The sequence below is a fragment of the Candidatus Tectomicrobia bacterium genome, from assembly GCA_016192135.1.
In the GTDB taxonomy this organism is placed as follows: domain Bacteria; phylum UBA8248; class UBA8248; order UBA8248; family UBA8248; genus 2-12-FULL-69-37.
In genome coordinates, this window is sequence record JACPUR010000014.1 from 47,691 (window position 1) to 61,296 (window position 13,606).

The 13,606-nt window shown below is 67.6% G+C and carries 14 protein-coding genes and 2 tRNA genes; 11 read left to right on the forward strand and 5 right to left on the reverse strand.

What is annotated here, in order from left to right:
- The first annotated feature begins 21 nt into the window (after positions 1-21).
- The 7 genes from HYZ11_05570 to HYZ11_05600 all read left to right on the forward strand — a co-directional run bounded on the left by HYZ11_05570 (position 22) and on the right by HYZ11_05600 (position 8,006).
- Positions 22-1,602: an ABC transporter substrate-binding protein gene (locus HYZ11_05570; protein ID MBI3127053.1), complete on the forward strand. Its 1,581-nt coding sequence runs from the start codon at positions 22-24 to the stop codon at positions 1,600-1,602.
- Between the two features lie 18 nt (positions 1,603-1,620).
- Positions 1,621-2,568, forward strand: a complete 948-nt coding sequence (locus HYZ11_05575; GenBank protein MBI3127054.1) for an ABC transporter permease — start codon at positions 1,621-1,623, stop codon at positions 2,566-2,568.
- A gap of 112 nt (positions 2,569-2,680) precedes the next feature.
- Positions 2,681-3,511, forward strand: a complete 831-nt coding sequence (locus HYZ11_05580; GenBank protein ID MBI3127055.1) for an ABC transporter permease — start codon at positions 2,681-2,683, stop codon at positions 3,509-3,511.
- 38 nt (positions 3,512-3,549) lie between these two features.
- Positions 3,550-4,722 (forward strand): acyl-CoA/acyl-ACP dehydrogenase, encoded by a 1,173-nt coding sequence (locus HYZ11_05585; protein ID MBI3127056.1) that lies wholly within the window; start codon positions 3,550-3,552, stop codon positions 4,720-4,722.
- Positions 4,723-4,782: 60 nt separating this feature from the next.
- Positions 4,783-5,766, forward strand: coding sequence for an NADPH:quinone reductase (locus HYZ11_05590; protein ID MBI3127057.1), 984 nt, complete (start codon positions 4,783-4,785; stop codon positions 5,764-5,766).
- 26 nt (positions 5,767-5,792) lie between these two features.
- On the forward strand, positions 5,793-6,674 hold the full coding sequence (locus HYZ11_05595) for an NAD(P)-dependent oxidoreductase (protein MBI3127058.1): 882 nt from the start codon (positions 5,793-5,795) through the stop codon (positions 6,672-6,674).
- A 141-nt stretch (positions 6,675-6,815) separates the two neighbouring features.
- Positions 6,816-8,006: a M20/M25/M40 family metallo-hydrolase gene (locus tag HYZ11_05600; GenBank protein ID MBI3127059.1), complete on the forward strand. Its 1,191-nt coding sequence runs from the start codon at positions 6,816-6,818 to the stop codon at positions 8,004-8,006.
- A 41-nt stretch (positions 8,007-8,047) separates the two neighbouring features.
- On the opposite strand, the gene HYZ11_05605 is transcribed toward HYZ11_05600, so the two are convergent.
- On the reverse strand, positions 8,048-8,794 hold the full coding sequence (locus HYZ11_05605) for a hypothetical protein (protein ID MBI3127060.1): 747 nt from the start codon (positions 8,792-8,794) through the stop codon (positions 8,048-8,050).
- A 119-nt stretch (positions 8,795-8,913) separates the two neighbouring features.
- Between HYZ11_05605 and HYZ11_05610 the strand changes: the two genes are divergently transcribed.
- On the forward strand, positions 8,914-9,276 hold the full coding sequence (locus HYZ11_05610; GenBank protein MBI3127061.1) for an XRE family transcriptional regulator: 363 nt from the start codon (positions 8,914-8,916) through the stop codon (positions 9,274-9,276).
- Positions 9,277-9,443: 167 nt separating this feature from the next.
- On the opposite strand, the gene HYZ11_05615 is transcribed toward HYZ11_05610, so the two are convergent.
- Positions 9,444-9,519: transfer RNA gene (locus tag HYZ11_05615), tRNA-Thr, on the reverse strand.
- 168 nt (positions 9,520-9,687) lie between these two features.
- Between HYZ11_05615 and HYZ11_05620 the strand changes: the two genes are divergently transcribed.
- Positions 9,688-11,049, forward strand: coding sequence for a U32 family peptidase (locus HYZ11_05620; protein MBI3127062.1), 1,362 nt, complete (start codon positions 9,688-9,690; stop codon positions 11,047-11,049).
- 100 nt (positions 11,050-11,149) lie between these two features.
- Positions 11,150-11,225: transfer RNA gene (locus HYZ11_05625), tRNA-Lys, on the forward strand.
- A gap of 25 nt (positions 11,226-11,250) precedes the next feature.
- Here the strand turns inward: HYZ11_05625 and HYZ11_05630 are convergent.
- From HYZ11_05630 to HYZ11_05640, 3 genes are all read right to left on the reverse strand, one after another.
- Positions 11,251-11,793, reverse strand: coding sequence for a hypothetical protein (locus HYZ11_05630; protein MBI3127063.1), 543 nt, complete (start codon positions 11,791-11,793; stop codon positions 11,251-11,253).
- 316 nt (positions 11,794-12,109) lie between these two features.
- Positions 12,110-12,361 (reverse strand): DUF1573 domain-containing protein, encoded by a 252-nt coding sequence (locus HYZ11_05635; GenBank protein MBI3127064.1) that lies wholly within the window; start codon positions 12,359-12,361, stop codon positions 12,110-12,112.
- A 75-nt stretch (positions 12,362-12,436) separates the two neighbouring features.
- Positions 12,437-12,811, reverse strand: a complete 375-nt coding sequence (locus tag HYZ11_05640; GenBank protein ID MBI3127065.1) for a VOC family protein — start codon at positions 12,809-12,811, stop codon at positions 12,437-12,439.
- Between the two features lie 252 nt (positions 12,812-13,063).
- On the opposite strand from HYZ11_05640, the gene HYZ11_05645 reads away from it, so the two are divergent.
- Positions 13,064-13,501 (forward strand): hypothetical protein, encoded by a 438-nt coding sequence (locus HYZ11_05645; GenBank protein MBI3127066.1) that lies wholly within the window; start codon positions 13,064-13,066, stop codon positions 13,499-13,501.
- Positions 13,502-13,606 lie beyond the last annotated feature (105 nt).

Here is a 13,606-nt window from a genome sequence, read left to right on the forward strand (position 1 = left end):
AACCATGGGAGGCACACCATCATGATGTGGACGCGGACCGCGGCCGTCATGGCCGCCCTGGCCCTCGTCCTGGCCCCCGCGGCCGGGGCGGAGGCCGCCAAGCGCGGCGGCACGCTGCGCATCGGAATCGAGGGCGAGGCGCCGGACCTGAACGTCATCGGCATCAACTTCGCCCGCAAGGTGTACCGCGAGGCGATGGGCAACGGCCTGGTCCGCCTCGACGAGAACTTCGAGGTCGTGGGAGACGCGGCCAAGGAGTGGGAGGTCTCCGAGGACGGGCGCATCATCACCTTCAAGCTCCATCCCGGGGGCACCTACCACGACGGCGCCCCGCTCGACGCCGCGTCCGTCAAGTGGAACCTCGACCTCATCAACAAGACGGCCCCGAAGTGGGCCGAGGAGATGAAGAAGAAGAACCCCAAGTACAAGTGGCGCAACATCTGGGTGGGCTATCTCTTCCACATCGACCAGGTGGATGTCATCGACAAGTACACCGTCCGGGTCCGCCAGAAGGACCTGGGCAAGGCGCAGACCTTCGACGCCATGTCGAGCGCCTTCTCCCGCTTCGTGCTCGTCTCGCCCAAGGCCTACGACACGGACCTCGAGAAGTTCCGCCTCCACCCGGTCCTGAGCGGTCCCTTCAAGTTCGTGGAGTGGAAGCGCAACCAGCACCTCTTCGCCGAGCGCCACAAGGGCTACTTCGACAAGAACCTGCCCTACGTGGACCGGATCGAGTTCTACTTCATGCCGGACGCCAACCAGCGGATGAACGCCCTGGCCGCCGGGCAGATCGACATCATCAACAACCTGCCCCTCCCGCTCTACGAGACGGCGAAGAAGACCGAGGGGGTGAAGGTGCTGGTAGGCCCCAACACCATCAACTACGCCGTGCCCATCAACGGCCAGATGGACCCGTGGAAGGACGTGCGCGTCCGCCGGGCCCTCGGCTGCTACGGCATCGACCGGGCCCAGATCGTGAGGACCGCTCTGCGGGGGCTCGGCAAGCCCTGGGCGAGCTACTCCCCCGCCGGCGCCAAGGACGCCCTGGACCTCACGAAGGAGTGCCCCCACGACCCCGCCAAGGCGAAGAAGCTCCTCGCCGAGGCGGGCTACGGGCCGGGCAAGCCGCTCAAGATCACCCTGACCACCAACAACTCCGACCCGGCCCACCTCGAGGTGTCCCAGGCGCTCAAGTCCCAGTTTGGCCAGCTCGGGGTCGACATGGAGATCCGCGTGGTGGACTACGCCACCTGGAACCGCGCCTTCGTCGCCCAGCGCCGGCTCCAGCTCACGCTGCAGAACACCCTCTCCTCCCGGACGGTGAACAGCAACTCGCACACCATCCACTCCAAGTCGGGGATCGACTATTACAACATCAAGGATCCCAAGGTGGACGCCTTCCTCGACGAGTGGCGCTCCAACATCGACCCCCGCAAGCAGCTCGAGGCCAGCCACAAGCTCCAGCGCTACATGGTGGAGCAGGGGTACTACCCCAACATCGCCAGCTTCGGCCTCCTGCAGGCGGCGCGGGACTACGTGAAAGGATTCACGAATCTTGGTAAGCTCATGCTCGACTACAGGGCCGTCTGGCTGGACAAGTAACATGAGGTTCGGAGGACGATGCGGTCATACATCATCCGGCGCCTGCTGCTGCTGATCCCGACCCTGCTCGGGATCACCATGGTGATTTTCCTGGCGATCCAGTCGATCCCGGGCGACCCAATCGAGGCCTACCTCGGCCAGTACTATGAGGAGGAGCTCGCGGCCTCGCTCCGCAGGCAGTACGGCCTGGACAAGCCCGTCTACGTCCAATACGTGCTTTGGCTCGGCCGGCTGGCCCGGGGGGACTGGGGCAAGGAGGTCCTCTCGGGCCTGCCGGTCCTGGAGCAGATACTCGAGCGCCTGCCCATCAGCCTCGAGCTCATCTTCGGCGCCATGATCGTGGCTCTCATGGTGGCCCTGCCGGCGGGCATCATCTCGGCCACCCGGCCCTACACGGCCAGCGACTACACCGCCATGACCAGCTCCATGGTGGGCATCTCGGTGCCGGAGTTCTTCGGGGGCATCCTCCTGGTGCTCCTGTTCTCGCTGGGGCTGGGCATCCTGCCTGTCCAGGGCTACAAGCCCTGGTCGCAGGGGGCCGCCGAGCACGTCACGCACATGGTCCTGCCGGTGCTCACCCTGGGCCTCACCCGGGGCGCGCTGCTCACCCGCATGGTGCGCGGCTGCATGCTGGAGGTCGTGGGCCTGGACTACGTCAAGACGGCCCGGGCCAAGGGTTCGCCCGAGTTCCTGGTCATCTGCAAGCACGCCCTGAAGAACGCCCTCATCCCGGTGGTCACGGTGATGGGGCTCCAGGTCGGCTTCCTGGTGGGCGGCTCCATCGTGGTCGAGACCATCTTCTCCGTGCCCGGGCTCGGGCAGTACGGCATCAACGCCATCGCCAGCCGGGACTACCCTGCCGTGATGGGCTTCATTCTGGTATCATCGTCCATCTTCGTCCTGGCGAACCTGACGGTGGACCTGGTATACGCGTTCCTGGATCCGAGGATTCGTTATGAGAACTGAACCCGCCCGCCAGGGCGCCCTGGCCGGGAACGGCCGCGCCGGCGCCCAGCTCGGGGAGATGGGAGGGCGCCCGGCAGGCCTCCCGGGGCCGGAGGAGCCCGGCTACGAGTCCATGCTGCTGATGATCTGGCGCAACCTGTGCCGGAGCAAGACCGCCATTGCCGGCCTCGTCGTCGTCGTCGGCCTCGTCCTGACCGCCCTGACGGCCGACTTCATCGCCCCCTACTCCTTCGAGAACCCGGCCGCGGGCAGCCTGCAACCGCCCTCCCTGAGGCATCCCTTCGGCACCGACCCCCTCGGCCGCGACATCCTGACCCGGGTGATCTACGGCACCCGGGTGGCCCTGTTCGTGGGCCTGGGCTCCATCAGCCTCGCGGTGCTGTTCGGCATCCCGCTCGGGATCAGCTCGGGCTACTACGGCGGCTGGATCGACCTGCTCGTCATGCGCCTGATGGACTTGATCCTGGCCTTTCCCACCTTCCTCCTGGCCATCGTGATCATGGTCATCCTGGGCCCCAGCACGAAGAACGTGGTGCTGGCCCTGGCCATCGTGCGCATCCCCATCTTCGCGCGCGTCATCCGGGGGAGCGTCCTCACCGTGAAAGAGCTCGACTACGTCTCCGGCGCCCGGAGCATCTCCGCCTCCGACGTCCGGCTCCTCTTCCGGCACATCCTGCCCAACTGCCTCGCCCCCATCATCGTCACGGCCACCGTGTCCATCGCCTTCGCCATCCTGGTGGAGGCCAACCTCTCGTTCCTCGGCCTGGGCACCCAGCCCCCGACGCCCTCCTGGGGCTTCGACCTGAAGCAGAACATGACCTCCCTCTCCGAGCGGCCGTTCATCGTCGTCGCGCCGGGGCTGGCGATCATGTTCACGGTCCTGGGCTTCAACCTCTTCGGCGACGGCCTGCGGGACGCCCTCGACCCCCGCACCCGCAACTGAGCCTCGCGGTCCGGCCTCTCCGGACCGGGGAAGCGCGCATGGAATTCCGGCTCACCGAACGCCAGCTCGCGCTCCAGGGGATGGCCCGGGAGTTCGCCCGCAGGGAGATCCGCCCGGTCGCCCGCGAGCTCGACCGGCGCCCCGACCCCAAGGACCGCAGCCCCGTCGAGGTCCTGGACAAGGCGAGCCGCCTCGGCCTGAGGACGCTGGGCCTGGCCGAGGAGTGGGGCGGCGGCGGGGCCGACATGGTGACGCTGTGCATCGTGGGGGAGGAGCTCGGCTGGGGCGACCTCGGCACGAGCGTCATCCTGGAGCAGGACTGGAAGCTCTCCCGCGTCTTCGAGACCCTGATGACGGAGGAGCAGAAGGGGCGCTTCCTCCGGGCCTTCGCCGGGGACCACCGCTACCACTTCAGCATCGCCGGCACCGAGCCCGACTCGGGCTCGGACAACCTCATCCCCGTCGACGCCCCGGGCGCCGGGATGCACACCTCCGCCGTCCGCAAGGGCGCGGGCTGGGTGATCAACGGCATGAAGCACTTCATCTTCAACGCCGGCCTCTCCAAGCTCTACATGGTGAACACCCGCACCGACCCCTCGGCCGGCATCACCAAGGGGACGACCTTCTTCCTCCTGACCCCGGACATGGAGGGCTTCTCCTACGGCCGCTACCACGACAAGCTGGGCATGCGCCTGGGCCCCAACCGCGAGCTCGTCTTCCGCGACCTCCAGGCGCCGGACGGGAACCGCCTGGGCGAGGTGAACGGCGCCTACCAGGCCCGCCGCAAGGTGCGCGGCTCGAACATCGAGGCGGTGGGTCCCTGCCTCGGCGTGGCCCGCGCCGCCTACGAGGACGCCCTGGAGTACGCCCGCAACCGCGTCCAGGGGGGCAGGCCCATCATCGGGCACCAGGCGGTCGGGTTCCTGCTCTGCGACTGCTTCGTCCAGCTCGAGGCCGCCCGGCGGCTCCTCCACTACGCCGCCTGGACGGCCGAGGACCCCGCCATCTACGACCCCAAGATGGCCTTCATGACCAAGGCCTACATGGGGGAGACCTGCTTCGACGTGGTCCGCAAGGCGCTCGAGGTCTGGGGCGGCATGGGCTACATGACCGAGGCCCCCATGGAGAAGTACCTCCGGGACGTGACCGCCTTCCTCCACTCCGAGGCCACGAACCAGGTCATGCGCGTCCGCTCCATGCCGTTCCTATAAGCCCCTGCCGGCGGCCCCCGCCGGCGCGTCCTTATCCCCGCTCCACCGCGAGAGAAGACCATGCGAGCCATGCGGATCCACGCCTACAGCGACACCCTCGGCGAGCCCCTGCGCCTGGACGAGGTCCCCGTCCCCGAGCCGGGGCCGGGCGAGCTCCTCGTCCGGGTGAAGGCCGCCGGGGTGAACCCCATCGACCTCTCCATCCGCCGGGGGCTGCCGAACTACGTGGCCGGCCTCAGGCTCCCCCACTTGCTGGGGAGCGAGTGCGCGGGCGAAGTGGCGGCCCTGGGCAAGGGCGTCCAGGGCTTCAAGGAGGGCGACCGGGTGTTCGCCTACTGCCCCAGGCGGGAGGCCTACGCCGACTACACCCTCATGGAGGCGCGCTCCGCCGCCCGGCTGCCCGGCTCCATCTCCTTCTCCGACGGGGCCGCCCTCCCGGTGGCCTTCCAGACGGCCTGGCACGCCCTCGTCCTCCAGGCCCAGGCCGGGCCCGGCGAGGCCGTGCTGGTCCAGGGCGGGGCCGGGGGCGTGGGGATCGCCTCCATCCAGCTCGCCCGGGCGCTGGGCTGCCGGGTGCTCACCACCGTCAGCTCGGAGGAGAAGGCCGCCTTCTGCCGCACCCACGGGGCCCACGAGACCATCAACTACAAGAAAGAGGACTTCGCCGCCCGCTGCCGGGAGCTGACCGGGGGCCGGGGCGCGGACGTCATCGTGGAGCTGGCCGCCTGCGACAACCTCGACAAGGACCTGGACGCCATCCCGGCCGGGGGCCGGGTCGTCCTGGTGGGGATGGGGACCGGAAAGGGCCCCATGACCACCTTCCGCGTCTCGGGGGTGATGGGGAAGAACGCCCGCGTCCTCGGCATCGCGGCCCGGAACCTCGAGCCCCACATCCCCGAGGTGAACCGCCGCCTGGACGCCCTGTGGGAGAAGAGCGGCTTCCGGGTGCCCGTGGACCAGGAGATGCCCCTCGCGAAGGCGAACGAGTGCCACGAGCTCTTGCGGAGCGGGCGCTTCCTGGGCAAGCTGGTCCTCGTCCCCTGACCGAATTCATCGAGGAGGAAGGCTTCATGGCCGAACGGCTGGGCTACATCGGCTTGGGCAAGATGGGGCTGGCGCTCTCCCGGGCGCTCATTAAGGACGGCCACGCCGTCTCGGGCTACGACACCGACCCCGCGCGCTTGAAGCTCCTGAAGGAAGCGGGCGGCACCCCCTGCGCCTCGGCCAAGGAGGTGGCCGAGCGCTCCGACGTCACCTTCTCCATCCTCCTCAAGCCCGAGCACATCGAGGGGAACCTCTTCGGCCCGAACAGCCTCACCGAGGCGAAGAAGAAGGGCCTCATCCACGTCGAGATGAGCACCATGTACCCGAGCTGGCAGGCCGAGCTCGCGAAGAAGCTCGAGGCCCACGGCGTCGAGATGCTCGACGCCCCCATCTCGGGCTCCCACCCCAAGGTGGACGACCGCACCATCTCCATCATGGTCGGGGGAAAGCGCGAGGTCTTCGACCGCGTCCATCCCATCCTCAAGCCCCTGGCCTCGGGGGTGGACTACACCGGGCCGAGCGGCACCGGGGCCACCATGAAGGTGGTGACAAACCTCTACGTGAATTCTTCCGTCGCCCTCCTGTGCGAGATGATCCTCCTGGGGGAGCGCTGCGGCCTCTCCCACGAGACCATGATGACCTGCCTGCGCAAGGGCTCGGTCCGGGGCGCCATGCTCGAACAGACCGCCCCCCGCATCATGGGGCGCGACTTCGCCCCGCGCGGCGCCGTCGAGATCTTCGTCAAGGACATGGGCATGGCCGTCAAGCTCGCCAAGGAGAAGGGCTTCGACCTCCAGGTGGTGAAGGCGGCCCGCGAGATGTTCCAGCGCGCCGAGGCCGCCGGCTGGGCCAAGGACGACGCCACCCGGGTGCTGGAGGTGTACGAGGGGAAGGACAGGAAGGGGTAGGGGCGAGGCATGCCTCGCCCAGATCAGGCGGCATGGCAGGGTTTGGTTGTAGGGGCGGTTCGCGAACCGCCCCTGCGGATGAACGGCACCGAAGGCGAAACGCCGCGATTATCCGATCCCATCCCACAGGAGGCCCATCCCGTGCCGGACGCCCAGGAACGCATCCTCGCCCGCGTGAGCCGCGACTCCGTCGTCGGGATGACCCGCGAGCTGGTGCGCCGGCCGAGCGTGAACCCGCCCGGGGACTATGCCGCGGTCGCCGACGAGGCCGAGCGGCTGATGCGCGAGGTGGGGCTCGTGGACATCCGGCGCTCGATCGGGGAGCCCGGCCGCCCGAACATCGTCGGCCGCCTGCCCGGCGCGGGCGGGGGGCCCGCCTTCTGCCTCTCCTCCCACATGGACGTGGTGGACCCGGGCGACCTCTCGGCCTGGAAGTACCCTCCCTTCGAGGCCCGGGTGGAGGAGGGCATCCTCTGGGGCCGGGGCACGGCCGACTCCAAGGGCATGCTCGCCGGGATGCTGGAAGCGATCCGCGCCATCCGCGCCTCCGGTGTCCGGCTCAAGGGGGACCTCTGGTTCGTGGCCGCCGTGGACGACGAGACCGCCGGGCGCTACGGCCTGCGCTACCCCTTCGAGAAGGGCCTCGTGCCCGCCCGGGCCGCCATCCTGGGCGAGGCCACCAACTTCGACGTCCCCCACGTCTTCAAGGGGCGCATCTGGTTCGAGCTCGACGTCATCGGCAAGGCCAGCCACGGCGCCTTCCCGGAGGACGGGGTGAACGCCATCGAGAAGGCCGGCGACGTCATCCGGGCGGTGAAGGGCATCGCCCTCCCCGGCCACCCGCGCCTCGGGAAGGACACCGTGAGCGTGGGCACCATCCGGGGGGGCAAGGTGGTGAACGTGGGGGCCGAGCTCTGCACCCCCGCCTTCGACATCCGCTGGTGGCCCCCCCTCACCAGCCGGGACATCCGGGACAAGGTGAAGGAGGCGGCCGAGAGCGCCGCCCGCGCGGGCGGCTTCCGCGTCTCCGATCTCCGGGCGAGCGAGGAGCGCGACCCCCTGGAGTTCTCCGAGGGCTCCGGCCTCGTCCGCGCCGTGCGCGCCGCCTGCAAGACGGTGCGCGGCAAGGAGGCCGGCCTCATCGGCTGGTACTCGAGCGGGGAGATCTTCCACATGCACCGGAACGGCAACATCGAGGCCGGCGCCCTCTTCGGCCCCGGCGAGCCCTGGCAGGCCCACGCCATCGACGAGCACATCACCCTCCAGGATTTGGAGGACGGGGCCAAGGTCTACGCGCTAATTGCGCTGGAGATGTGCGGGGGGGAGGGGTAGAACTCCGAGCGACGCAAAACGGCCCGGTTTTTCGGCCCTTTCTATGACTGCGTTGGAGGATTTTGGCGAGCTTCAAATTGCTGGCGCGAATTGCGAACTAGGTTGGCAACCAAATTTCCCTGAGTGCCAAATATCTGGAATAGCCGGTTGCCAGTAACAAAACTTTGTTCTCGTTGAGCCCATTGATTCAAGGCACCGGTAATTAGCATTACATCGGCAGCACTTAAGTCAAGTAATTGGCGAACAAAACGATGATATAGACTTCCTTCCTGATATTCATTTTCTGATGGCAAATCTCCTTGTGCAAAAAAATTGGCGCACGATGCATAATAATAAACAGCCAAATACATTGAGAGGGCCGATTCCCGTAGAATATTTCTGTCCACTTCATTTTGAAGTAAAGGGACATTATGGCCGCGAATAATCTCGCCGGTAACAACTCTATTTGGTTGTTCTGGTTCGATTAGCCCATTTCGCTGTGAAGCGGCTAGCTCTCGCATTAGCGGGCCTAGCTGGCTCATTATTTCCGCCATGGTTTCTGGTGGTCGCGTTTGTTGCCCTATTATCCCGGTCAGTTCCCTTAATTGCTGTCGAGATATATCTGCCAAAGTTTTGGTCTGCGATCTAATACCCTCCAAGGCTACGGAGGCCTCACGTTCACCTTTTTGCCCGAAGTAAAAGAAGGCAACGCTTAAAGCAATAGCTACGACCCCAAGTAATACTGACACAATACCCGCCACAAGGCCACTGATTGACAACCAATCCAAGGGGATAGTCTGAACAGGCATTGTAATCTCCTACGATGGGCGTTAAAAAACGGACTGTATAATTAGCTTAGGGCAAATAGAAAATTGAAGAAATCCCCCTCCCTCTTGCGGGCGCTGGAGCGGGAACTGGGGAGGCCGCAATGACCCCGAAACTCCACAAGAGCCCGGACAACCTCTTCGCGGACCTGGGAAGGCCCGACGCGGAGGAGGCCTACCTGCGGGCGCGGCTCCTCGGCCAGATTCTCGCCGCCGTGGAGCGGATGGGGCTGACGCAGGGGGACCTGGCCCGGCTGCTCGGCATCAAGCAGCCCGAGGCGTCCAACCTCATGCGCGGCAAGCTCTCGCGCTTCTCGCTGGAGCGGCTCGTGGCGTACCTGCTCGCCCTGGGCGGGGACGTGGAGGTCGCCGTGCGCTGGAAGAAAGGGAGGGCGTGCGGGAAACCGGGCGTTCTCCGCTTCGCGGAGCGGCGGGCTAGCCTGTCCGGAAAACTCTCCGACATTTGACAGTGATTGGTTGGTCTGCCTACCGGATGGAAGGTGTCATTCCGAGGGAGCGTAGTGACCGAGGAATCTACGGGGGCGGCGACTCACGAAGATTCCTCGCTGCGCTCGGAATGACATCGGAACCGCCAAACTTACCCACTACCTAAAAATTTTCCGGGATGATTCCCTGGAGCCGACGAGGGGACTCGAACCCCTGACCTGCTGATTACGAATCAGCTGCTCTACCGGCTGAGCTACGTCGGCCCGAGGCGCGCCGCAGGGGGGGAATTGACCACAGGGGCGGAGGGCGCGTCAAGGCCCACCCGCCGGTTCCCCCCGCCGCTCCCCGGGACTATCCTACGCCAGAACCATGCCCTCATCCCCCGGTCCCGGGCGGGCCGCCCGGGGCCGGAGCCGCCTCGGGAGAACGCGATGCGCCTCAGCGTGGCCAGCAACTACGACCCCCGGCTGGTGGAGGGGCTCGCCGGGTACCCGGTGGAGGAGGTGTACGGGAAGCTCCCGGCGGACTGCCTGGGGGGCGGGCGGGCGAGCTACATGCTGGGGCCGCTCTCCCGGCGGCGGCTGGCGGAGCACGCGGCGCACGTGCGGCGGGCGGGGATGCGCTTCAACTACCTCCTGAACGCGGCCTGCTGGGACAACCGGGAGACCACCCGCCGGGGGCAGCGGGAGCTGCGGGGGCTGCTCGACTGGATCGTCTCCATCGGGGCGGGGGCGGTGACGGTCTCCATCCCCTCCATCCTGGCCCTGATCAAGCGGAGCTACCCGGCCCTCCACACGCGGGTGAGCGTGTTCGCGTGCGTGGACAGCGTGCAGAAGGCGCGCTACTGGGAGGACGCGGGGGCGGACTGCATCTGCCTGGACAGCCTCCAGGTGAACCGGGAGTTCCGGGCGCTCGAGGCCATTAGGCGCCACGTCTCCTGCGACCTCCAGCTCCTGGTGAACAACAGCTGCCTCCAGCACTGCTCCCTCGCCCACGCCCACATGACTCACCTGGCGCACGCCTCCCAGAAGGGCCACGCCTCGGGCGGCTTCCTCGTGGACTGGTGCTTCCTAAAGTGCACCGCCATGAAGCTGGACGACCCGGTGAACTACATCCGGGCGGACTGGATCCGGCCCGAGGACCTGGGCGAGTACGAGCGCCTGGGCTACGAGAACTTCAAGATCGTGGAGCGCAACGCCCCGACGGACCTCCTCCTCGCGCGCGTCAAGGCGTACAGCGAGCGCCGCTACGAGGGGAACCTCCTGGACCTGGTGCAGCCCTACGGCCACGGGGAGAGGTGGCGGAAGGGGGAGGACACGGGCCGGGCCCGGCGCTGGCGGCTCCGGCACCTCGTCCGCCCCTGGAAGCTGGGGCTCTCCCCGGCCCTTCGGCTCAAGGCGCTGGCAGAGGCGCGGGGCTTCCTCCCGGGGACGAACGGCGGGGCGCTTTCATCCGGCGAGACGAACGGCGGGCCGCTTCACGAGAAGAACGGCGGGCCGATGCACTCCGGCGAGTCGAACGGCGGGGCGGCGGGTGCCGGCGGGAGAAACGGCGATCCGGTGTATGTGGACAACCGGGCGCTCGACGGCTTCATCGAGCGCTTCCGGAGGCTCGGCTGCCGGGATGTCTCCTGCGAGGCCTGCGGCCACTGCCGGGAATACGCCGGGCGGGCGGTGGTCATCGACCCGGCCTTCCGGGAGCGGTGCCGGGCGCTCTACGCCTCCCTCTTCCGGGACATGGACACGGGCGCCTTCTTCGGGTGCGCCCCGCGGAGGGGTGAGCACGTCTCGTGAGGGCGGTTCCCCGCGCCGCCGCCCTTGACGCGGGGCGGCTTTCACTCGGCGCGCCCCTTGACGCGGCGCGCCGGGCCGCGTAAACCTTGGGTCCTCTCCTGTGCCGCTAGCTCAGCCGGTAGAGCAACGGACTTTTAATCCGTAGGTGCCGGGTTCGACCCCCGGGCGGCACACCAATTTTTGGCCCGCCGGCCACTTGGGTCACTTGCCGCCGCTCTCCTTGGTGATCCCCAGGCTCGCCTCGGCGTTCGCGAGATATTCCCCGATGCGGCCCCGCTCGGCGTCGATCTTGTTCAGCACTTCCACGAAGGCGGCGGCCCTCTCGGGCGAGCCCTCCCGCTGCTGGAGGGAAATCTTGTCGATCTCCGTCTCCGCCGTGCTCATCAGCCGCCGGATGTCGTGGACCGCCCTCCGGTGGACGTTGTGGAGCATGCCGCCCGGCCAAAGGCCGTCGATGGCGACGCAAATCCCGGCGACGAGCGCGAGGACGCCCACCAGCTGCTCGCTCGCCCCCACGGTGGCCGAGGCCGCACTGACGGCCGAGCTCGCGATGGCGGGCAGCTTGAAGCCCCAAAAACGCACGAAGTCCCACCGGGCGTCCCGGTTGTTCCGCCTGGCCCAATCCGACAGATGGGCGAGGTGCTTCCGGATCCGCTCCTCGTCGCTCTGCGGCTTCCCGCCGCCTCCCCCTCCGCCGCCGAATTCCCCCATGGGTGCGAGCACTGGATGCCGGCGCTCGAACATCTCCCGCCCCCCTCAGCCGGAAACCGCCCTATCCGCCCATTCGATTCCTGCCCATCCCGTATTCCATATTCTACTACGAAAAATCCAAAGGCTTCCAGGCGCGATTCCGGGGGGACGCGGAAGCCTTCGCCGATCAATTCAGCGTGAAGTCGGCCTTGATGTGGAGCTCGACGGCGGGCCTCCGGGGATCGTTCGTCTCGAGGCGGATGAGGAAGTGGTGCGGCCCCTCCATCCCCTGGGTCATGGTGAAGGCGATGTCCACGAAGCCTTCCTGGCCGGGCGTCAGGGTTGTGGGACCCACAACCGCGCGGGGGGGTCAGCAGCCCTCCAGGGCCCTGGCCTGGAGGGTGTTCCCCGGCGGGAGGGAGTTCGTGATCTTGAGGGGGGCGTCGCCCGTGTTCTTGAACGCGAAGCGGTGCCGCACGTACTGCCCGACGGGCACCTTCCCGTAGTTCACCTCGGAGCCCCGGACCTCGATGCTCGGGGAGCCCGAGCCGCAGGCGGCCGCGAGCGGCAGGAGGAGACACAGGGAAGCCGGGATTCTCCCAATGCGCCATTTCTTCGGCATGTCGGCGAGCCTCTCGAATGAAAACGACAATCGCGGCGCTGGCCAGGGGAAAACTCCAGCCCGCCGCCCCCCAGTCTACGCCGCGCAGAAGACCTCGACCAGGTTGCCGGAGGGATCGCGGAAGAAGAGCTGGCGCATGCCGAGCCGGGCGTTGATCCCGTCCTGGACCGCGACGCCCCGGCCCTCGAGGTAGCGCTTCACCCGGTCCAGGTCCTCGGCGGCGAAGGCGAAGTGGGTCTCCCCCGCCCCAGTGCCGGGAAGGGGGCGGCCCCTCTCCTCCTCCGGGCGCACCGTCAGGTGGAGCTGGCAGGCGCCCGCCTGAAACCACTTGCCCGGGTTGGGGAGGCCCGGCCGGGGGATCTCGGCGAGCCCCAGGAGGCCCGCGTAGAACTCCCGGGCCCGCTCCAGGTCGTCCACCGCGATCGAGATGTGGTGCATCCCCTTCAGCACGGGCGCGGCCTCCAGCGGAGAATTCCCCCGCTTTTCCCTTGGCTTTCGCGGGCGCCCATCATACCATTCCCCCGTCCCAGGATCGTTTTGGCCCGTCATTCTGAACTCTGCGCGGAGTTTATCCTGAGCGAAGCGAAGGACTCAGGACAGGCTCCGCGAAGCGGAGTGAAGAATCTGTTTCTTGTTTAGAAGCAGGTTCTTCGCTGCGCTCAGAATGACGGCTCCCGCCCACCACCGCGCCCGGAGGAAACGATGGAGCCAGGGGAGCTGCTCATTGTCCTCACCGCCGGTTTCTTCGCCACCTACGTCCATCTCGTCCTCGCCCTGTGGGCCGGCCGGGTGGGCATGGCGCGCCTCGACTTCTCGAAGGGCCTGGCCCACCTCTGCTTCGGGGAGTCCTACGAGGGCCGCCCCCCGGTGGCGCTGGGCTTCCTCCTCGTCCATCTGAACGGGATGTTCTTCGCCCTCCTCTACGCCTACGGGCTGGGGCGCCACCTGCCCGGCCCGCCCCTGGCGAGAGGCCTCCTCTTCGGGGCCCTCCTCTGGGCGGGCTCCCAGCTCGTCTTCAATCCCCTGGTGACCGGGCACGGCTTCTTCGCCCGCAAGGCGCACCCCCGGGCCTGGATGACGGCGGTGCTCGCCCACGCGGTCTACGGGGCGGTGCTGGGCTGGCTGTGCCCGGTCCGCTAGCCGGGTATGATGGGGGCATGAGGACCCTCGCCGGAACTCCCGCATGATGCATCTCCGTCTGTCTCACTTAAGGCTCCGGCCTCTTTCGGGCGGCCAAGCATCCTT

Coding starts and splice junctions, on each gene's coding strand:
- HYZ11_05570 (MBI3127053.1), top strand. CDS start 22: ATGATGTGGACGCGGACCGCGGCCGTCATGGCCGCCCTGGCCCTCGTC.
- HYZ11_05575 (MBI3127054.1), top strand. CDS start 1,621: ATGCGGTCATACATCATCCGGCGCCTGCTGCTGCTGATCCCGACCCTG.
- HYZ11_05580 (MBI3127055.1), top strand. CDS start 2,681: ATGCTGCTGATGATCTGGCGCAACCTGTGCCGGAGCAAGACCGCCATT.
- HYZ11_05585 (MBI3127056.1), top strand. CDS start 3,550: ATGGAATTCCGGCTCACCGAACGCCAGCTCGCGCTCCAGGGGATGGCC.
- HYZ11_05590 (MBI3127057.1), top strand. CDS start 4,783: ATGCGAGCCATGCGGATCCACGCCTACAGCGACACCCTCGGCGAGCCC.
- HYZ11_05595 (MBI3127058.1), top strand. CDS start 5,793: ATGGCCGAACGGCTGGGCTACATCGGCTTGGGCAAGATGGGGCTGGCG.
- HYZ11_05605 (MBI3127060.1), bottom strand. CDS start 8,794: ATGCCTGTTCAGACTATCCCCTTGGATTGGTTGTCAATCAGTGGCCTT.
- HYZ11_05610 (MBI3127061.1), top strand. CDS start 8,914: ATGACCCCGAAACTCCACAAGAGCCCGGACAACCTCTTCGCGGACCTG.
- HYZ11_05620 (MBI3127062.1), top strand. CDS start 9,688: ATGCGCCTCAGCGTGGCCAGCAACTACGACCCCCGGCTGGTGGAGGGG.
- HYZ11_05630 (MBI3127063.1), bottom strand. CDS start 11,793: ATGTTCGAGCGCCGGCATCCAGTGCTCGCACCCATGGGGGAATTCGGC.
- HYZ11_05635 (MBI3127064.1), bottom strand. CDS start 12,361: ATGCCGAAGAAATGGCGCATTGGGAGAATCCCGGCTTCCCTGTGTCTC.
- HYZ11_05645 (MBI3127066.1), top strand. CDS start 13,064: ATGGAGCCAGGGGAGCTGCTCATTGTCCTCACCGCCGGTTTCTTCGCC.